General features: G+C 73.1%; 20 protein-coding genes and 1 pseudogene. 12 read left to right on the forward strand and 9 right to left on the reverse strand.

Annotated features, from left to right (window positions below; genetic code table 11):
- Positions 1-5: 5 nt before the first annotated feature.
- The 3 genes from DQ392_RS09535 to DQ392_RS09545 form a co-directional block, all read right to left on the reverse strand.
- Positions 6-1,481 carry a sialate:H+ symport family MFS transporter gene (locus tag DQ392_RS09535; RefSeq protein WP_114015114.1) on the reverse strand — a complete coding sequence of 492 codons (1,476 nt, stop codon included), beginning with the start codon at positions 1,479-1,481 and terminating at the stop codon, positions 6-8.
- A gap of 72 nt (positions 1,482-1,553) precedes the next feature.
- Complete coding sequence (locus tag DQ392_RS36160; protein ID WP_114015115.1) at positions 1,554-1,964, reverse strand: nitronate monooxygenase; 411 nt, start codon at positions 1,962-1,964, stop codon at positions 1,554-1,556.
- Complete coding sequence (locus DQ392_RS09545) at positions 1,961-2,920, reverse strand: dihydrodipicolinate synthase family protein (RefSeq protein ID WP_114015116.1); 960 nt, start codon at positions 2,918-2,920, stop codon at positions 1,961-1,963. Before DQ392_RS09545 ends, DQ392_RS36160 begins: the two co-directional genes overlap by 4 nt.
- Positions 2,921-3,116: 196 nt before the next feature.
- Here DQ392_RS09545 and DQ392_RS09550 point away from each other — a divergent pair, with 196 nt between their 5' ends.
- The gene (locus DQ392_RS09550; protein ID WP_114015117.1) at positions 3,117-3,812 is read left to right on the forward strand and encodes a FadR/GntR family transcriptional regulator; all 696 of its coding nucleotides are present in this window, start codon (positions 3,117-3,119) and stop codon (positions 3,810-3,812) included.
- 12 nt (positions 3,813-3,824) lie between these two features.
- Here DQ392_RS09550 and DQ392_RS09555 read toward each other — a convergent pair.
- Positions 3,825-4,043 (reverse strand): annotated as a pseudogene (locus DQ392_RS09555) (hypothetical protein); the annotation flags it as partial.
- A gap of 2 nt (positions 4,044-4,045) precedes the next feature.
- Between DQ392_RS09555 and DQ392_RS09560 the strand changes: the two are divergent.
- From DQ392_RS09560 to DQ392_RS09580, 6 genes are all read left to right on the forward strand, one after another.
- Positions 4,046-4,759: a GntR family transcriptional regulator gene (locus tag DQ392_RS09560; RefSeq protein ID WP_114015118.1), complete on the forward strand. Its 714-nt coding sequence runs from the start codon at positions 4,046-4,048 to the stop codon at positions 4,757-4,759.
- A 51-nt stretch (positions 4,760-4,810) separates the two neighbouring features.
- Positions 4,811-5,965 carry an N-methyl-L-tryptophan oxidase gene (gene solA / locus DQ392_RS09565; RefSeq protein ID WP_114015119.1) on the forward strand — a complete coding sequence of 385 codons (1,155 nt, stop codon included), beginning with the start codon at positions 4,811-4,813 and terminating at the stop codon, positions 5,963-5,965.
- Positions 5,966-6,369: 404 nt separating this feature from the next.
- Positions 6,370-6,924 (forward strand): NAD(P)/FAD-dependent oxidoreductase, encoded by a 555-nt coding sequence (locus tag DQ392_RS36165; protein WP_425470510.1) that lies wholly within the window; start codon positions 6,370-6,372, stop codon positions 6,922-6,924.
- Positions 6,822-7,343: an FAD-dependent oxidoreductase gene (locus DQ392_RS34810; protein WP_220182607.1), complete on the forward strand. Its 522-nt coding sequence runs from the start codon at positions 6,822-6,824 to the stop codon at positions 7,341-7,343. The genes DQ392_RS36165 and DQ392_RS34810 overlap by 103 nt, the downstream gene beginning before the upstream one ends.
- Positions 7,344-7,480: 137 nt before the next feature.
- Complete coding sequence (locus DQ392_RS09575) at positions 7,481-8,170, forward strand: TetR/AcrR family transcriptional regulator (protein ID WP_114015304.1); 690 nt, start codon at positions 7,481-7,483, stop codon at positions 8,168-8,170.
- A gap of 71 nt (positions 8,171-8,241) precedes the next feature.
- Positions 8,242-9,399 carry an FAD-dependent oxidoreductase gene (locus DQ392_RS09580; protein WP_114015120.1) on the forward strand — a complete coding sequence of 386 codons (1,158 nt, stop codon included), beginning with the start codon at positions 8,242-8,244 and terminating at the stop codon, positions 9,397-9,399.
- Positions 9,400-9,518: 119 nt separating this feature from the next.
- Here the strand turns inward: DQ392_RS09580 and DQ392_RS09585 are convergent, their stop codons facing one another.
- Positions 9,519-10,340, reverse strand: coding sequence for an endonuclease I family protein (locus tag DQ392_RS09585; RefSeq protein WP_114015121.1), 822 nt, complete (start codon positions 10,338-10,340; stop codon positions 9,519-9,521).
- Positions 10,341-10,768: 428 nt separating this feature from the next.
- Between DQ392_RS09585 and DQ392_RS09590 the strand changes: the two genes are divergently transcribed.
- The 4 genes from DQ392_RS09590 (at position 10,769) to DQ392_RS09605 (ending at position 13,530) form a co-directional block, all read left to right on the forward strand.
- Positions 10,769-11,179: a hypothetical protein gene (locus DQ392_RS09590; RefSeq protein ID WP_114015122.1), complete on the forward strand. Its 411-nt coding sequence runs from the start codon at positions 10,769-10,771 to the stop codon at positions 11,177-11,179.
- Entirely contained in the window at positions 11,179-12,489 is a 1,311-nt protein-coding gene (locus tag DQ392_RS09595; protein WP_114015123.1) for a hypothetical protein, read from the forward strand. The genes DQ392_RS09590 and DQ392_RS09595 overlap by 1 nt, the downstream gene beginning before the upstream one ends.
- Before the next feature lie 38 nt (positions 12,490-12,527).
- Complete coding sequence (locus tag DQ392_RS09600) at positions 12,528-13,088, forward strand: roadblock/LC7 domain-containing protein (RefSeq protein WP_245981286.1); 561 nt, start codon at positions 12,528-12,530, stop codon at positions 13,086-13,088.
- A gap of 67 nt (positions 13,089-13,155) precedes the next feature.
- Positions 13,156-13,530: a hypothetical protein gene (locus tag DQ392_RS09605; RefSeq protein WP_114015305.1), complete on the forward strand. Its 375-nt coding sequence runs from the start codon at positions 13,156-13,158 to the stop codon at positions 13,528-13,530.
- A gap of 99 nt (positions 13,531-13,629) precedes the next feature.
- On the opposite strand, the gene secD is transcribed toward DQ392_RS09605, so the two are convergent.
- The 4 genes from secD to DQ392_RS09625 all read right to left on the reverse strand — a co-directional run bounded on the left by secD (position 13,630) and on the right by DQ392_RS09625 (position 18,285).
- On the reverse strand, positions 13,630-15,903 hold the full coding sequence (secD, locus tag DQ392_RS09610) for a protein translocase subunit SecD (RefSeq protein ID WP_114015125.1): 2,274 nt from the start codon (positions 15,901-15,903) through the stop codon (positions 13,630-13,632).
- Positions 15,904-16,003: 100 nt separating this feature from the next.
- Positions 16,004-16,576 (reverse strand): hypothetical protein, encoded by a 573-nt coding sequence (locus tag DQ392_RS09615; protein WP_147266510.1) that lies wholly within the window; start codon positions 16,574-16,576, stop codon positions 16,004-16,006.
- Positions 16,577-16,673: 97 nt separating this feature from the next.
- On the reverse strand, positions 16,674-17,330 hold the full coding sequence (locus tag DQ392_RS09620) for a response regulator (protein WP_114015127.1): 657 nt from the start codon (positions 17,328-17,330) through the stop codon (positions 16,674-16,676).
- A complete protein-coding gene (locus DQ392_RS09625; RefSeq protein ID WP_114015128.1) occupies positions 17,323-18,285 on the reverse strand; it encodes a HAMP domain-containing sensor histidine kinase in 963 nt (320 codons plus the stop codon). Before DQ392_RS09625 ends, DQ392_RS09620 begins: the two co-directional genes overlap by 8 nt.
- A gap of 319 nt (positions 18,286-18,604) precedes the next feature.
- On the opposite strand from DQ392_RS09625, the gene DQ392_RS09630 reads away from it, so the two are divergent.
- Positions 18,605-18,928, forward strand: coding sequence for a TraR/DksA C4-type zinc finger protein (locus tag DQ392_RS09630; protein WP_114015129.1), 324 nt, complete (start codon positions 18,605-18,607; stop codon positions 18,926-18,928).
- Positions 18,929-18,966 lie beyond the last annotated feature (38 nt).

An 18,966-nucleotide genomic window follows, 5' to 3' on the forward strand; every position in this document is an offset into this window, starting at 1 on the left:
CCGCGTCAGGAGCCTGAGCGCGCGGCAGGGGGCCGCGCCTGCTCGCGGGGCGCGGGACCCTCGTCGACGAGATGGTCGGCGGGCCCCTCGGGATCGAGCAGCCTGCCGAGGCGGCCCGGCACGTCGAAGCCGACGAGCAGGACCACGATCATCGTCCCGGCGAAGGTGAGGAGGGCCAGGGACTGGCCGAGGTCCATACCGGAGGCGAGTCTGGCCCCCAGCACGGGGGCCACGGCGCCGCCGAGCGCCCCCACGTTGTAGGTGAAGCCCAAAGCCGCGGCCCGGCTGCGGGTGGGGAAGTGGCCGCCGATGTAGCGGGGCAGCAGTCCCGAGATGCCGAAGCTAGTGGCCTGGAGGAAGAACAGCAGGACGCCGAGCAGCAGCAGGTTGTCCTCGACCGCGAAGACGGGGAAGACGAAGACCAGCGAGGCCACCAGGGTGAACGCGTACGCCTTCTTGGTGCCGATCCAGTCGCCCACGAAGCCGGCCAGCCAGCAGCCGGCCATCGTGCCGAAGCCCGCGTAGTACAGCGCGTCGGTGACCTGGCCGGGGCTGTAGCCGAGGTCCGACTTCAGATAGGTCGGGAGCAGCGCCTGGATGGGCCAGGAGTACAGGAACGCGAAGAAGATCGTCACGATCATCGACACGTACAGCAGCCAGCCGCGCCGTCCGCCCAACTGCACGGCGAAGGCCACGAGGGCGAGTCCGGCGACGAGAGACAGCACCGGCACCAGGCCCTCGCCCAGCGGTGTGAAGACGGCGAAGAGCGAGACGGTGGCCGCCACGGCCAATACCACGTTGGCCGTCCCCCTGGCCCGGGTGGCGAACAGCGGGCGGAACGGGTTGGGCCGCTCCTCCTGCTCGCCGACCTCCGCCTTCCAGTCCGCCGCCTCGGGCAGCGCGCGGCGCATCCACAGCGCGATCACGATGGGGATCAGCCCCACGTAGAACATCCAGCGCCAGCCCAGCGTGGGCACCACCCACTTGTAGACCTCCGCGGCCAGGACGGTGCCCACCGAGTATCCGGAGATCAGGAAGCCGCTGGCCCGGTTGCGCATCCGTACGGGCCAGCTCTCCATGACGTAGGTCGCGCTGGCGGAGTACTCGCCGGCCATGCCCATGCCGATGGCGAGCCGGGCGACGAACAGGCTGGTGTAGTCCCAGGCGAACCCGCAGGCGAAGGTGCCCAGCGAGTACAGCAGGATGCTGACGACCATCGACAGCTTCCGCCCGAAGCGGTCACCGAGGGCGCCCAGCGCAGCGCCACCGAGCCAGCGGGTGATGAACGCGGCCGAGACGAGGCTCGCCGCCTGGACGGTGTCGAGGCCGAAGTCGTCGCTGATCTCGGTCAGTACGAGCGTGATCAGGACGAAGTCGAAACCGTCGAGGAGGTAACCGATCCAGGCGGCGAAGAACGCCTTCCACTGGCTGCGGCCCACCTGGCGGTACCAGCGCGGCTGTGAGGGGGCGGTGTGGTGCACGGTGACTCCAGGATGCCGGACGCACTCGTCGTCGAGCGCCGTCGGGAACGAGCGCCTTGCGGCGCGGCTGCGTCAGGGGCGGGCGAGGCGCTCCACGAAGCGGCCCGCCAGCGCTGTGGGTGCGGTGATGGCGGTGCCGACGACGACGCGGTGAGCGCCCAGGGCCAGAGCCTCGGCCGCCTCGTCGGGGGTGTTGATCCGGCCCTCGGCGACGACGGGCACGTCGAGTGCTTCGGCTAGGGCGGCGACCAGCCGCAGGTCGGGGCCGGCCCCTCGCGGCGTCCCCGGCACGTAGCCGGACAGGATGGAGGAGACCAGGTCGGCGCCCTCCCGTGCCGGGGTCGGCCGGTGGTGCCGCCGCAGTACCGCACCGTCGGGACCGACGAGCGCTGCCGCGGTCTTGGTGCCGCCCAGATCGAGGCCGATCACCGCCGCGGTCGGCGCGGCACGGGCGGTGGGCTGCGAGGCGCGCGGTGGTGTCATCGGACGGTGGTCAGACCGGCGTCGCGCAGCCGCGCGCCGACCTCGGCGGTCGCCGTGGCGTCCAACTGGATCTGCGGGAAGGCGGTGTCGCCGCACTCGATGACGCCCAGCAGCCGCAGGGCCGCCTTGAAGGCGCCGAGCGCGGAGGAGCTGCGCCCCATCTCGGCCTCGGGGCCCGCGTCCACCAAGGCGAACAGGGAGGTGAGCCGCTCCTGCTCCTTGGCCGCCAGCAGCCAGTCGCCCGACCTGGCCGCCTCCCACAGCCGTACGTAGCCGGCCGGGTCGACGTTGCCGAGGCCGGGGACCACGCCGTCGGCGCCGGCCAGCATCGCCGCGTCCACGGTCAGTTCGGAGCCGGTGAGCACGGAGAAGCCGGGGGCGCATCCGCCGGCCCGCCCCTCGCGGCCGCCGAGCTCCACCAGCAGGCGGCGCAGCGATCCCTCGTCGCCGCTGCTGTCCTTGAGCCCCGCCAGGGTGCCGTCGGCCGCGAGCTCGCGCACCAGGGCGGGGGAGAGCTTGCTGTGCACCGAGACGGGCAGGTCGTAGGCGAACAGCGGCAGGTCGACGCGGTCGCGGATCCGGCGGAAGTGGCCGGCGATCTCGCGCGGGTGCGTACGCGTGTAGAAGGGGGCGGTCGCCACGAGGCCGTCAGCACCGAGCTTCTCCGCTTCGCGTGCGTGGTCGAGCACCCGGTGCGTCGTGGTGTCGATGACGCCGGCCAGCACCGGCACCCGGCCGCCGGCGGTCTCGACCACGGTCTTGAGGGCGGTGCCGCGCCGGCTGTCGGTGAGGTAGGCGACCTCGCTGGTCGAGCCGAGGGCGAACAGCCCGTGCACCCCGCCGCCGAGCAGGTGCTCGACCAGCCGGGAGAGGGACGCGGTGTCCACCTCTCCGTCGCTGTCGAGCGGGGTGCACACGGGCGGGACGATCCCGCTCAGGGGCGCGGTCACAGGCATGGTGGTACTCCACAAGTCGCTGAAGCGGGCGGCAGATTGCTCGACGGGCCGCCCGCGCACGTAGGATGTAAGACGTCTTATGTCTGGACTCTAGGTGGCCCCGACACGTGTCATCAAGAGGTAATGGGCCACAATCCACAGCGGGCCGTCGGAGACGGGTCGCCGCAGCCGGGCCATCCGAGAAGGGAACGCACGCGTGCCACGCACCACGGTGTCTGAGGACTTGCAGGCGCGGATCCGGCAGCTGATCCTGGACCGCGGTCTGGGCCCGGGCTCGCCGATGCCCACGGAGACCGAGCTCGTGGAGCTCTTCGACGTCAGCAGGGTATCGGTGCGCGAGGCGCTCAAGGCCCTACAGGCGCTGCGCGTGGTAGAGATCCGGCGCGGCTCGGGCACGGTCGTCGGCTCGCTCTCGATGGCGCCCTTCGCCGAGGGACTCGCGTTCCGCGCCGCGGTGCGTCACCGCCACGGTGAGGCGGGCCTGTACGAACTGATGCGGGTACGCGAGGCGCTGGAGGCCGGCCTCATCGTCGGCGTGGCCACGTCCGTGCCGGCCGAGGACCTCGACGTCCTCCGGGGGATCGTCGCCGCCATGGAGCGCGAGGCGTGCGACGAGGGCTCCATCGCCAGGGCCACCGACCGCGCCTTCCACCTGGCCCTCTACAGATCGCTCGACAACCACCTGCTGAGCGAAGTGCTCGACGCCTTCTGGGCGGCCATGGAAAAGGTGCGCGGCGACTTCGACGGGGGCCATCAAGACCCTCTCACCACCTGCGCCCAGCACCGGGAGATCGTGGACGCGGTCGCGGCCGGCGACGGCCCGCGCGCCGAACGCGCGATGCGCACCCACTTCGACGGCATCCGCGAACGGCTCCTCGCGGGCCAGGGCTGACGGCTCGTCGACGTCCGGAACCAAGTGCGGCAGGGTGACGAGCGACACCGTGCCGGGCTCGGCGAAGTCGAGTGTCTCGCCGGCGTGTTCGAGAACCACCCCGGGGTCGCGGACGTCCGCCTCGGCCGGCTGCTCCTGCTGAAGCGCGGCGCGGGGCGACGTGGCGGCGGAGCCACCGGATACCCGTGTCCGAGGTATTGACCGGTCATTTGAGCCACTACTACGGTCCATTCATGTCAGCGCCGTTGTACCTCCGGATCCGCAGCGAGTGGGAAGCCCGCATCAGGTCCGGCGAACTGCCACCCGGCTCCCGGCTCCCCACCGAGGCCGAGTTGCAGGAGCAGTACGGGATCGGCCGCGCCACCGCGCAGCGGGTCCTGCACGAACTGGCCCAGGCGGGGCTCGTCGAACGGCACCGCCGCCGCGGCACCTTCGTGGCGGACAGCGCCCGTAAGGAGAACCTGCTCAGGTTCGTGAACCCCCGGCTGACAGGACCGGAGATCCCGGGACGGCACGAAGTGCGCAGCGCCGCCGTCGTCCGCGCCGCGGAAGTGACACCGCCGGTGCCGGTGCTGGCGGACGACACACCGGTCAACCACCTGGTGCGCCGCAAGTTCGACGTCGAGGAGACCCCCCTCGCCCTGGAGTACACCACCGTCCCGTTCGCGCTGGCCCCGCACCTGCTCGACGAGGACCTGGCCCACCTGACCCTTCTCTCCTACTTCCGCGCACACCGCGTGCCCGTGGCGACCTCGCGGATGTACCTCGACCCCGTGCTGCTCGACGAACGCGACGCCGGGCTGCTCGCCTGCGACCCCGGCGTCCCCGTGCTGCGCCAACGCAGACTGACCTGGCTGGCGAACGGGGAACTCGCCGAAGCGGCGGCGTACCTGCTGCGGCCCGGCCTCATGGAGTTCTACATCGAGCAGTCGGTCAGCGGTGACTGACCACCCCACCCGCACCGTGTCTTCACGCGTTCCTCCGTAAGGAGCTTGCTCATGACGGCTTCCGCGCCCCGTGTGGCGATCGTCGGAACCGGCGTCATCGGCGCCATGACAGCCTGGCAGTTGGCGTCGCGGGGCGCCGACGTCCTCGCGTTCGACGCCTACGGCCGCGGACACGACCGGGGAGCTTCGGCCGGCGAGTCCCGCATCTTCCGCACCGTCTACAAGGAAGGCGCCTCCTACGTCCCGCTGCTGCGCCACTCCCACCGGCTGTGGCGGGCGCTGGAGGCGGACTGCGGACGCTCGCTGCTGACCCTGTGCGGCGGCCTGACCATCGGAGCGCCCGACGAGCCCGACGTATCCGCGGTACGGCGCTGCGCCGAAGAGGCCGGGCTCCCGCACGAGGTCCTCGACGCGGCGGCCGCCGCCGAGCGGTACCCCCAACACCGGCTCGACCCGGGCGAGATCGCCGTCCGCGACCCCGACGCGGGCGTCCTGCGCCCAGAACCCTCGGTTCAGGGCGCGCTCGACGCGGCCGAGCGCCACGGCGCCCGCGTCCTGCCCTACCACCGCGTGGACGAGTGCGCCGAGACAGCGGCCGGCTGGCGGATCACGGCCGGGGGAGAGACCCACGAGGCCGACCACCTCGTGCTCACCCCGGGACCGTGGTCACCGCACCTGGCGCCCACGCGCCGCATCCCCGTGCGGGCGCGGCAGATCACCGCGTTCTGGTTCGCCGCCCGTGACGTGCCCGCCCACCAGCCGGAGCGCCTGCCCATCGCCATCCGCCGCCACCCGCAGGCCGGCTTCTCCTGCTTCCCGGTCCTCGACGGCGTGGCCGTCAAGATCGTGCCGCACCACCTCGGGTGGCCCCACCTCGACGACCCCGCCGCACTCCCGCGCAGCGCCGCCCCCGACCTCGCCCGCGCGGCCTCCTCCGCCGTCCGCCGCCTGCTGCCGGGACTGGCACCCGACCCCGTCCGCATCAGCACGTACGCGGAAGGGTTCACCCCCGACGAGCACCCCGTCGTCGGACCGCTCCCCGGCGCGGCGAACGCCACCGTACTGACCGGCTTCTCCGGGCACGGGTTCAAGCTCGCGCCGGTCTTCGGCCAGATCGCCGCCGACCTCGCTCTGACCGGCAGCACGGAACACGACATCACCCCGCTCGACCCGCGGCGGTTCGCCCCGGCGGTAGCGGGGCGGTAACCACCGCCGCAGCCGGGCCGCCCCGGTGTCCCCGCCCGGTCACCGCGGTTACCGCCCCTGTTCCTCCCCCCGCATCCCCTCGACCCGTTTTCCCCGCCCGTCTCGACCCCGCTCGACCCGGCACCCGGCCCGCCACGCCGCGCCGCAGCGGTGAAACCCCTCGCCGCCAACGCGCGTGCGCACAGCGACGCGTCGCCCCCGCCCGACCGTGCCCCTTCCCCTCCGCCGGGCACCGTCGCCGATCCGCCGGCGCCGCCGCCGCGAGGTCGCTGGCCCTGGCCGGAGCGGAGGTGACGGTCTTCGAACGCACCGCACCCGCGGCCGGCACCACCGGCACCACGTTCGCCTGGATCAACTCCCACCAGTAGAACCCGCTGTCCTACCACGAGCTCAACGTCGCCGGGATCGCCGAGCAGGAGGCTCTCCAGGAACCCGGTGGCCAGTGGTTCTTCCGGGGCGGCAACCTGGAGTGGGCACGCCCGAGCGGCCACGCGCACCTCGCCGCGGCGCTCACGGAACTGCGCCGCCGCGGCTACCCCGCCGAGTGGATCACCCCCGCGCAGGCCCGGAAACTGGTGCCGGACCTGCGCGTACCGGACGACGTGACCGACATCGCCTGGTATCCGCGGGAGGGCTACGTGCTGCCTGCCGCGCTGCTGGGCCGGCTGTGGGGGGAGGCGCGCGACCACGGTGCCGTCCTCCGGTGCCCTGAGGAGGTTGTCGCCGTCACCGACGAGGGCGGACGGGCCCGGCTGACGTCGGCGTCCGGCGAGAGCGAGCGCTACGACGTGGCCGTCCTGGCGGCGGGCCGCTGGAGCGAGGGCCTGGCGGGGGGGGGTCCGGGCTCGCCCTGCCGATGGCCGACCCGGAGGCCGCCGGCTCTGCCACCGTCGGCCTGCTCGGCTACACGGCGCCGCTGGCCACCCGCCTGGGCCGGGTGCTCACCACTCCCGACCTGAACGTGCGCCCCGAGGGCGGCGGCCGTCTGGTCGTACAGGGCCTCGACCTCGACACGGACGCCGACCCCGCCGCCCCACCGCGGCCCGACGGCGCGCACGCCCGTGAGCTGGTCGCGCGGCTGCGCGGGCTGTTGGCCGGCGCCGAGGGCGCCCGGCTGGAGTCCCTGCGCGTGGGGCAACGCTCGATGCCCGCCGACGGCAGGACGGCCGCCGGGTTCGACAGCGGTGGCTCCGTGTACGCGATCGCCACGCACAGCGGTATCACCCTGGGCCCGCTCCTGGGCCGGCTGGCCGCGGAGGAGATCGTCCTGGGCAGGGAGAGCCCGCTGCTCAGGGAGTTCCGCCCCGACCGGTTCGCCGGTGTGGACAAGGACGCCTTCGCCCCGCTCGCTCTGGCCCGGTTCGCCGGCCAGCAGTAGCGACCGGCGCGACGCGCCGGCGAGCAGCAGCGGCCGGCGCCGTCACGGGGGAGGCGTACCTCCCGTGACGGCGCCGGGTGCCGGTGGCCAGACCGACGAACTTGTACGTGACGAACATGTTCGTTATGGTCGTGGGTATGACACACCGACCTGCCCCCGAGAGCCGCCGGGAGCGCCCGGCGAAGCCCGCGCTGAGTCATGACCGCATCGTCGAGGCGGCCGTCCGCGTCATGCGGACCGAAGGGCTGCGGCGCGTCACCATGAGACGCCTGGCCACGGAGCTGGACACGGGTCCCGCTTCGCTGTACGTCTACGTCGCGAACACGGCCGAGCTGCACGCAGCCGTCCTGGAGGAGCTACTGGGCGCGGTGGACCTGGGCCCCGTGACGGCTGCGGGGGAGTGGCGTGAGCGGCTCGCCGCCGTGCTCGTCTCCTACACCCGCGTGCTCTTCGCCCACCCCCAGCTCGCGCACTCCGCACTCGTGGCCCGCCCTTCGGGACCCCACTACCTGGCCCTGGTCGAAGGGGTGCTGGCCCTGCTCCACGAGGGCGGTGTCCCCGGGGGGCAGGCGGCGTGGGGCGTGGACGTGCTCCTCCAGGTGGCCACCGCCACCGCCGCCGAGCAGTCCGCACGCCAGGACGACGACGCGGCGGAGGAGGAGCACCACGCGCTGGTACGCGCGCTGGCCGAGGTGTCGCCCGACACCCACCCCCGGATCGCCGCGCTCGGCGACGACCTGACCTCCGGCACCCCGCACCAGCGTCTGCGCTGGGTCTTCCGGGCGGTCGTCAACGGCACGTCGGCCACACCCCGGGACGCGACCTGACCCCCGCCCGGCCGAGCGAGCAGCGACCAGTACCGACCGCACCACACCTGACTCCCCGAAAGGCCCAGCACATGACCGGCACCCCTCATCTCCCGATCGCCGTCGTCGGAGGCGGGCTCGGCGGCCTGACGCTCGCCCGCGTGCTGCACGTTCACGGCATCGACGTACCCGTCTTCGACCTCGACGCCTCCCCGCACGCCCGCACCCAGGGCGGCATGCTCGACATCCACGAGGACACCGGACAGGCCGCGCTGCGTGCGGCGCGCCTGCACGAGGACTTCCTGGCGAAGGTGCACCCCGGCGGCCAGGAACTGCGCGTCATGGACAAGCGTGGCCGCGTGCTGCGCGAGGACGGCGACGACACCGGGGGACGGCCCGAGATCGACCGGGGCGACCTGCGCGACCTCCTGCTGTCCTCACTGCCCGGGGACACCGTGCGCTGGAACGCCAGGGTGCTCTCCTGCCGCGCGCTCGCGGAGGGCCGGCACGAGGTCACGCTGGCCGACGGCACGGTGTTCACCACGGATCTGCTCGTCGGCGCCGACGGCGCCTGGTCCCGGGTCCGGCCTCTCCTCAGCGGGGCGACGCCCGCCTACACCGGGGTCTCCTTCGTCGAACTCGACCTGCTGGACGCGGACGCGCGCCACCCCGAGTGCGCCGGGACGATCGGCCGCGGCATGTTCTTCGCGCTCGGCGACGAGAAGGGCCTGCTCGCCCACCGCGAGACCGACGGCAGCCTGCACGTCCACGTGGCCCTGCGTGCGGACGAGGTCTGGTCGGCGACCCTGGACCTCACCGACGGCGGGGACTCGGTGAAGGCCACCCTGCTGCGGTACTTCGAGGACTGGGACCCCGCCCTGCGCAGGCTCGTCGCCGAGGCGGACGGCCCGCCCGTACCGCGCGCCATCCATGCGCTGCCCGTCGGGCACCGGTGGGCCCGCGTCCCGGGAGTGACCCTTCTCGGCGACGCGGCCCACCTGATGTCCCCGTTCGCCGGGGAAGGCGCCAACCTCGCTCTTTTCGACGGCGCCGACCTCGGCCGCTGCCTGGCCGCCCATCCACAGGACGTCGAGGCGGCGCTGACGGAGTACGAGGAGACACTCTTCCCGCGCTCCGCGCATGCGGCCGGGGAGTCCGCGCGGGGTCTGGAGATCCTCTTCTCCCCCGACGGGCCCCGGCCGCTGCTGGAGATGTTCGACGGTTTCGACGCGGAACCGCCCCGGCCCTGACGCGGAACCGCCCCGGCCCTGACGCGGACCGCCCCGGCCCTGGCGCGGACCGCCGGAGCCCTCGACTCGGGCACCCCGCGGTCCGCTCAGGCCGGCCGTCGCCTCCGACGAGAGGCGCTCTACGACCACACGTCGCCGACCCACTCCGGGTGGTCGACGAACGGGTTGCGGTTGTGCTGGAACTGGTCGTATATGACGTCGTTGCGCCGCTTCTCGAAGTCGTCCGGCGGGTCCTGCTCGCTCCACTGCTTCAGTACGGACAGGCGCCCCAGGTTGGGCGCTGAGCCGTTGTCCACCTTGTCGTTGGGTTCCAGGTCGGGGTGGGAGTCGTCGCCGTCATAGCGGACGGCCATGTACAGCACCATGCGGGCCACGTCGCCCTTGACCTCGTCACGCGGCTCGAACGAGTCGCCGTCGGTGAAGTTGCCCGGCGCCTCGCCGACTTCCTCGCCTCCCTCGTCGAAGTCCTTGTTGCCGCGCTCGCTGTTCACGCTGACGTCCGTGGGGCGCAGGTGGTGGACGTCCGTGCCGGGGCCCGGCGAGGTCCCGAAGTCGCCGTGGGACTTGGCCCACACGTGTTCGCGGTTCCACTGGTCGGCTCCTCCGCCGTTGTCGTCGGCGCTCTGCGAGCGGCCGGAGTAGAGGAGGACGACCTTTGAGGAGTCGGCCGGGTCCTGGTCGGTGGCCTTGAGCGCGTCCCACACCTGGTCGTAGGAGAGCGTCTCGGACTCTTTGATGATGCCGTGCAGCGCCGTCTTGAGCTCCGGGCCCGTCTTGCCCTCGGCGTCGTTGTAGTAGTCGTCGGGCGCGGCGTAGGGGGAGGCCGCGGGGGAGTGGGGGGAATCAGGGCTGAGCGGCATCGCCGCCACCGGCGCCTGGGCCAGCGCCAGCAGCGTCGCGGTACCGAGGGTGGCAGCCAGAGGAGCGCGAAGAGCACGCATGGGGGTCCTCTCGACGGTGCGGTCCCGCCTCCGGGGCGTCAACGGCTCCGGGAGCGGCCCGCATTGGGCATGTGACCGGGCAGCCTGCCACACTTTCGAACACGTGCAAGGGGGGCACGTGTTCGCGGCGGTGTGCTGTGCGCGCCCCGGCGGGGCCTGCGGCGCGCGTCGGCCCCCGTCCGTGCGGGGTGGGCTCGCCGTTCGCCGAAGCGTTCAAATTCATTCACGGAGCGGTCAGTTCCGAAACGGCGCCGGTCATTATGCGTGTACTCCTGGCATGTTCCAGTGGAATTTGCCGGAACGCACGACCCCTGGCATGCGAATGCGTAGCGTCAGCCTCACCGTCCGTGTCCGGGCGGTACCAACCGTCGTTCGTGTGCCGTGCCGTGCCGTGCCGTGCCGTGCCGTGCCGGGGAGGGGGTACCAGCGTGTCCGGAATCGACGCATGCCTGCTCGAGGTGATGCGCTTACCCGGTGCGCGCAGTGCCGCCGTCGTCGACTGGATCAGCGGGCTGGCGCTCGGGGTCGCGGGGGACGCGCCCGGCGGCGACCACGAGGCGGCCGCCTGCGAGACGGCCGAACTGGCCCGCATGGTCGCCGAGAACCGCTCGTTCGGACCGCTCGCCCAACCCACCGCACCGCCCCCGCAACACCTGGGCGGCGCACCGGCCGTCGAGGACGTCATCGCGACGAACCGCGACAGCTACCACCTGCTGCGGTTCGTCACCGGCGCGCTCGAAGGCACCGTCTTCCTCCACCTGTGGCTCGCCCGCGACGAGGGGAACCTCGCACTGGCCCGCATCCGGCTCGGGGAGATAGCGGATCGGATGGTGCTCTGATGCGGTACGCCGTTCCGCTGCCCGTCCCCGTCCTCGGCCCCGCGGCCGCACCCCTGCTGAGGGTGCCGCCCGAGCCAGGACAGCAGCGTCCCCCTCGCCCCCGTCCGGCCCAGGCCCCCCGTACGGGCGCCGTCCCCACCCCCGAGGAGCGGCGCGCCCCGGCGCGCCCCGCCCAGGACGTCTCTCCGCGCGACGTCGAGTCCCACGCCGGCGCCCCGTCGATGCTGCGCCGGCTCGCCCAGGAGCGGGCAACCGGCGCTTTCACGCGGGCAGGAGGCACCCTCTTCCTGGTCGAGGGGCGGGTCGCACACGCGGAGAGTCCGGCGGCGCCCGCGCTCGAACTCCTGCTGGCGGCCGCCGGGGTGTCCTCCCGCGCAGGTCGGCATCACCCCACGGCCCCTACGGATGCCGTTTCCGCGAATCTCGTCCCGCCGGCCGATGCGGACACCCACGCGATCCGGTGCCTCGTCGAGGCGGGCCGCGTGCCGGGCGGGATGCTGGAGCTGTGCGCACGCCTCGCGCTGTACGACGCCGCGTTCTTCGTGCTGGAGTCCGCGGGCGGGCCCGGGCGCTTCCGCAAGGGGGTGCGGCACTGGCTGGAGGGCATCGCAGCCGGTGCCGGTGCCGGTGCCGGTGCCGGTGCCGGTTCCGTGACGCTCGCGGCAGCGGAGCGGGAGACGGTACGCCGCCGGGCGCTTCTCGACCGCGTCTGGCCCGACGCGCGCCTGGACGTCCTGCCGCCCGTACCGACCGCGGCAGCGGCCCGACCCTTCACGGGACCGGGCACGTCCGGGGCGCCGGTGCGCACGGCGGCGGGCGGCTCGGCCGTGCCGGTGCCCGCGCGCCGCCTCGCGGTGCTGGAACTGGCCGACGGCGTGCGCAACGCCACCGACATGGCGCGGGCCCTGGGTCGGCCCGCCTTCCACACCCTCATGGACCTGCGCAGGCTGGCGGCCGCCGGGCTGGTCGTACCGCAGCGCGCCGGGGCCCTGGCCGGCACGGACACCCCGGCTCGGCCCGTCGAGCCCGCGCCCGTCCGGTTACCGGAGGCGACCCCGCCGCCGTCCCCGGCGAACGTCCCCCCGCACGCCACGGTGGCCGACGCGCCCCCGGCCACGCTGGGCGACTCGCCCCCGGCCACGCTGGGCGACCCGTCTCCGGCCACGACACCTGACCCGCCCTCGGCTGCGACGGCTGACCCGTACTCGGCCGACCCGGGGGAGGGGGCCGACGTGTCGCCGCCCGCCGTGTTCCCCGACCCGGACGTCGCGCTGCTGCGCCGGCTCAGGGACGCACTGGAGGCGCTGTGATCAGCAGGTTCCGGCAGCGTGCCGAAAGGAGAGTGCTCGTGGCGGCGGAGCCGGGCGTGAGCGAGGAGTTGCACGGGCTGCTGGCCAGAGTTCCGCAGATCGGCGGGGCGTTGGCCGCCACCGTGGACGGGTTCGTCCTCGCCGAGGCGCTCGGTCCCGTACGGACAGCGCGGACCGCCCAAACGGGCCACGACGGCCAGGCCGCGCTGCGGCCCGACGCGGAGCCGCTGGCCGCTTTGACCGCCGCCGCGCTGGGGCTGGCCTTCCGGATGAACGAGGCGACGGGCCGCGGTGCCTTCCGTGAGCTGCTGATCCACGGGGAGCTGGGGTATGTCGCCACGTACGCGGCGGGCCCTTCCGCCGTGCTCACGCTCCTCGCGGACGACCGTGCCAACGTCGGCCGCCTGCATCTGGAGGGCCGGCGGACCGCGGGGCGCATCGCTGCGACTCTCGCCGCCTCCCGGCACTCACCGCCTTTGCCGGCGGCCTCGCCCCCGGCTTCGGCCGGTGGCGCCGTCGTCGCCCGCGACTCTCCCGAGGACGAGTCCCGCAGGCCACCGCTCGAACGGCGCAGGCGGAACCCTCCGTCGCCGCCGTGACATGCGGGCCAACCGCACCACTACCCGCGAACCGCACCACCCACCCGACGAAAGGCGGCACAGCGTCATGGCCAACACCGAAGCCTCCCTCAAGGAAGCGATGGGCAGCATCGACGGCGCGATCGGGGTGGCCCTGGTCGACTACACCAGCGGCATGGCCCTGGGAACCGTCGGCGGCGGCAAGAACTTCGACCTGGAGGTCGCCGCGGCCGGGAACACGGACGTCGTACGCGCCAAGCTGCGCACGATGGAACACCTCGGACTCCAGGACGAGATCGAGGACATCCTGATCACCCTCGGCACGCAGTACCACCTGATCCGCCTGCTGAGAGCCAAGAGCGGCAACGGACTGTTCCTCTACATCGCCCTGGACGCGGGCAAGTCCAACCTGGCCATGGCGCGGCACCAGTTGCGCCGGATCGAGGCGAACCTGGAGGTGTGAGAGACCCGGCAGTACCCGCCGCGCCTCTCCCGCCCGGCAGAGCGCCCGTCGGGGCGCTCTGCCGGAGCGGGGAGGCGCGGTGCGGCATGCCGGGCGGGCTCAGGAGCGCCGCACCGGCTTCGCCGTGCGGGGCTTCTTGGCGGTGTCGCCGGTGAGCGTCACCGCCAGGGGGGTGGCGGTGAAGACGGACGACCAGGTGCCGACGACGATCCCGATGAGCAGCGCCAGGGCGAAGTCGGTGAGGGAGTCGCCGCCCAGGACGGCCAGCGCGGAGAGGATGAACACCGCGCCGAGACCGGTGTTGACGGTGCGGGGCAGTGTTTGCAGGACCGCTTGGTTCGCCAGCTCGGGGAAGGGCACGGTGCGGCGTCCCCTGCCCAGCTCCCTGAGCCGGTCGAAGACGACGATGGAGTCGTTGACGGAGTAACCGATGACGGTGAGGAGCGCGGCCAGGAACACCCCGTCGAGTGGTTTGCCGAGCCAGGCGAAGATCCCGACGAGCACGAGGACGTCGTGCGCCATGGCGACCACCGCCGCCGAGCCGAGCAGCCAGCGGAAGCGTGCCGCGAGGTAGAGGAGTTGCGAGCCCAGGGCCACCGTCAGGGCGATGAGCGCTCCTTGGCGCAGTTCCTCGCCGATGCTGGGCCCGACCACCTCGTCGCGCAGTTTCTCCGCCTGTCCGGCCAGGCCGCTCACCGTCTCGGTGACCTGGTCCTCCTCCGCGTTGGTCAGTTCGTCCGTGCGCACCGTGAGGTTGTCGTCCCCGGAGGACTGGACGACCGCGCGCGGGAAGCCGGCGTCGGCGAGGGCGGCTCGCGCCCGGTCCGGGTCGACGGGGTCGGTGGTGGTGTACTCGATGAGGCGTCCTCCGGTGAACTCGACGCCCAGGTCCAGGCCGCGCACGGCGATGCCCGAGGTGGCGAGCAGGACGGCGGCCGCGGAGGCGGCCAGCCACCGCCGCGGGTGGCGCATCAGGTGCGGGTTGCGGCGCAGCAGCCGGGCCCGCACCGCTCCGGCCCCCGCGATGCCCGACAGCCGGGGACGCTGCCGCAGCACGCGGCGCGAGGCCGCGAACTCGGCGAGCACCCGCGTGATCACCAGGGCGCTGAACATGGACGCGAGGACGCCGATGCCCAGGGTGACTCCGAAGCCGCGTACCGGCCCGGAGGCCAGGAAGAACAGCAGGCCCGCGGCGATGAGGGTGGTGATGTTGGAGTCGGCGATCGCGCTGAACGCGTTGCGGAAGCCGGCCGCGAGGGAGGTCCGGATGCTGGGCCTGCGACGGGCCGTGTACTCCTCCCTGGCTCGCTCGAACACGAGGACGTTGGCGTCCACGGCCATGCCGATCGCCAGCACGAACCCGGCCAGTCCCGGCAGGGTCAAGGTGGCCCCGAGACCGGCCAGCGCGGCGTAGGACAGCAGGCCGTAGCAGGCCAGTGCCACGACGGCCAGCGCCCCCATGAGGCGGTAGACGGCGACGACGAACAGGGCGGTCAGCCCGGTGCCGACGACGGCGGCCCACGCGCTGGCTTCGATGGCTTCCGCACCCAGGGTGGGGCCGACGGTGCGCTGTTCGACGGTCTCGACCGGCACGGGCAGGGCCCCGCCGTTGATGAGGAGGGCCAACTCGCGAGCCTCCTCGTGGCTGAACCGTCCCGTGATCTCGGTGGAGCCGCCGGTGATGCCGGTACGGCAGGTGACGGACGGGTCGACCTGCGGCGAGGAGATGACCTTGTCGTCGAGGACGATCGCCACCCGGCGCGCGGGGTCGCCGGGCTGCCGGCAGGCCGCCTGACCGGTCAGCTCGGCCCACCCGTCACGGCCCTTGCCCTCGAAGTCGACGGTGACGTGCCACCCCGTGCCGCGCTGCTGGTCGATGCGGGCGTCGGCGCTCTTGACGTCCTCTCCGGTCAGCGAGGCAGCCGCCAGGCGCAGGGGCTCGCCGGAGTCGTCCTTGAGTACCCGCTCGCGGTGGGGGCCGCGCTCCTTGCCCTTCTGCGTGCCCTTGTCGGTCTTCTCCGCGGCGCCGAGCACCTCGTGGAAGGTCAGCTGTGCGGTACGGCCCAGCACCTCGGTCGCCTTCTCGGGGTCCTGCACCCCGGGCAGTTCGACGATGATCCGGTTGTCCCCGGACCGGGTGAGCGTGGGTTCGGTGACGCCGAGGGCGTCGATGCGGCCCCGCAGCACTTCCACGGTGCGGTCGGTCGCCTCGCTGTCGGCGGCCGTCGTGGGGGTCGAGCGGGTTTCCAGAACGATCTGGGTGCCGCCCCGCAGGTCGAGTCCGAGGCGGACCGGCACGGTGGCGGCGATGAAAACGGAGAGAGCGAGCACGGCGAGTGCGCACAACGCCCTCACGCGCAGGGAACGCGTCACAGGGATCTCCAACAGGCGTGCCGCGGCCACGGCAGGGGCGCAGCGGCAGGAGGAAAGAACGAATCTCAAGAAGGTGAGGAAGGTGAAAAGAGCGAAGGGCTCAGATGCCTGGAGGAGGGGGAGGGCTGCGGCCCCGCTGCGTGGGCTGCTGTTCTCCGTCCGGTACGTCACCGGCGCAGGACGTCGGCCACGGGTTGAGGGGGGCGGGGCGGATCAGGGGCGCTGAGGGGAGCGCGGCCGCCGGATGGGGCGGGGAGTTCGGCCGCTCCCTGCCGCCGGCGGAGTGGGCCCACGCCGGGGCGGCGCGCGGGGCCGCGCACTCCTCATCCGGCTGCGTGCACGCCTCCTCGACGGGCGAGGCCGAGGGGACGGTGAAGGCGGAGGTGGCCGGAGAGGCAGGAAGCTCGGATGGGAGCAGGGCGGCCGGGGAGATCGAAGACTCGGACGGGACCGAGGCGGCCGGTGAGGCCGAAGAGGTGGACGAGGTGGCGGTGACAGCGAAGGCCGACGTGGCGGAGGCGGGCGCGACAGGGGCGGACCACGGCCCGTTCCCCGTACCGGCGTCGCCGGCCAGGCCCGCCCAGAGCGCCAGGAAAGCCGCGAACAGGGCGAGGAGTGCCCGCACCCGGCAGGCACGGCCACGCGGTGGCGCGGGGCGCGGCGTTCGGCTCATTCCCCGCCCCCTCCCTCGCAGCGGACTCGCACGGTGATGTCGGATCGTGTGCCGCACGCCGCGGCCCGTGGGGCGTACGCGCGGCGGCACCGGCGGCTCAGGGCTCGATCAGGCCGCACCTGATGGCGTAGCGGGTGAGCTCCAGGCGGTCGCGCAGACCCAGCTTGTGCAGCAGGTTCGCCCGATGTCGCTGCACCGTCTTGACGCTGATGAACAGCAGTGCGGCGATCTCCTTGGAGGAGTGTCCTTCCGCGACCAGCTTGAGGACCTCCTCCTCCCGTGCCGTGAGCACCTGGTCGGGCGATTCGTCGCCACGGCGGACGTGTTCGAGATAGGTGCGGATGAGGGCGGTCACGGCGCCCGGGTAGACGAATGGCTCGTCGCGCATCGCGGCACGGCAGGCGGCGACCAGGTCGCGGTCGGCGACCGACTTGAGGACGTAGCCCGAGGCTCCGGCCTTCAGCGCCTGGAAGAAGTACTGCTCGTTGTCGTGCATCGTCAGCATCAGCGTCCGTACGCCCGGCTTGAGCGCGGACAGCTCCCGTGCCGCCTGTAGCCCGGTCATCCGGGGCATGGCGACGTCGAGCACCGCGAGGTCGAACTCCTCGGTGCGCGCCACGGCGAGGGCCTCGGCCCCGTCACCCGCCTCGGCCACGACCTTCAGGCCGGGCTCGCCGTCCAGAATCAGGCGCACCCCGCGGCGGACGAGGGTGTGGTCGTCGGCGAGGAGGATCCGGACCGGGGTGTCAGACATGGGCGGGGCGCTTTCCTGTCGTGGGGACGGTCAGCCGGATCCGGGTCCCGCCGTCGGGGGCGGGGGTGATGTCCAGGCCGGAGCCGATGAGCAGGGCACGCTCCCGCATTCCGCGGATGCCCGCGCCTTCGGTGGCCACGCCCATACCGCGGCCGTTGTCGGTGACGGAGAGGACGACCGTCTCCTCCGTACGGTCCACGGCCACCTCGGCGCGGTCGGCCCCTGAGTGGCGGGCCACGTTGGTCAGACCCTCCTGGGCGATGCGGTAGAGGACCAGTTCCGTCTCCCAGTCCAGCGGCGGCAGATCGGTGGCCAGACGGCGCTTCACATCCAGCCCGGTGTGGGTGGCGAAATCGGTGGCGAGGGAGGTCAGGGCGCTGACCAGACCGAGGTCCTCCAGAACCCCGGGGCGCAGCCTGCGTGCCAGCCGGCGGACCTCGTCCAGGCTGTCCCTCGTGGTCTCCTGCGCCAGCAGCAGGTCCTCGCGCAGCGGTTCGGGCGCGCGGTCCGCCGCCCGCTTGAGCTCCAGCAGCACGGCGGTCATGCTCTGGCCGACCTCGTCGTGGAGTTCCTGCGCGATCCGGCGCCGTTCGCTCTCCTGCGCCACGAGGGCGCGGGCGCTGCTGGTCGCGCGCTCGCTCTCCAGCCGGTCGAGCATCGCGTTGAAGGCGCGGATCAGCTCGGCGATCCCGCCGGGCCCGGGAACGGGCAGCCGCTGTCCCGGCCGCAGCAGGTCGACGGTCGCCATCAGCCGGGTCAGCCGGTCCAGCGGGGCCAGTCCGACACGCAGCAGCGCCGCGTTGGCGACCAGCATCACGGCCAGGCCACCCAGCAGGATCAGAGCCTCGGTCAGCACCACGGGAACGGAGACGGTCACGGGGGCCCACAGCAGCAACGCCGTGGCGGTGCCGAGCACCACGGCATTGAGGGCGAAGATTCGCCAGAACAGGGACACCGGGCTCACGCCTCCTTCTTCGCTGGTACGGCACCCACTATCCGCCATCGCGGTGCGGGCACGGAGCACGCCCACCCGCACGGAGTGCTCGGCCGTAGGCCCCCGGCGCCCGCCGGACCTGCACCGATGGCCCCGGCTCAGGGCCGCCGGCGCGCGCGCCCCGCGGCCTGGGCCGGTGGAGATGGGTCCTTCTGCGCAGCGGATATGGGTGCCGCGCCCCATGGGACTTTCCGTCCTCATCGGCCACTGTGGAATGGCGGCACAGCAGTGCCGCAGCACCGACCGGGCGCCACGCCCCACCCGCAGACAAGGAACCGCCATGTCGTTCGAGACAGCCCGGCCCGCCGCTGCCGCACGGCTCACCGCACAGGAGGCCGGCCAGCGCCTCGAGCACGAGCGCAACGCACGCCTCACCCAGCTGAAGGCTCTCGACGCGGCCGGCTCCGACGCGGACGCGCACCTCGGTTCCGTGCAGAAGGAGGCCATCGAGCGCGTGCTGGCGGAGATCGAAGCCGCCTTCGGAAGGGTGCACGCCGGTACCTACGGGACCTGCATGGCCTGTGCGAAGACCATTCCGGCCGAGCGTCTTGAGATCCTCCCCTACGTCCGTTTCTGCGTCGGCTGCCAGGGCCGTGCGAACTGACCGCTTCTCCTTCTCCGACGCTCTGCCCTTCCGATGAC

The sequence above is a fragment of the Streptomyces reniochalinae genome, assembly GCF_003323735.1.
GTDB classification, from domain to species: domain Bacteria; phylum Actinomycetota; class Actinomycetes; order Streptomycetales; family Streptomycetaceae; genus Streptomyces; species Streptomyces reniochalinae.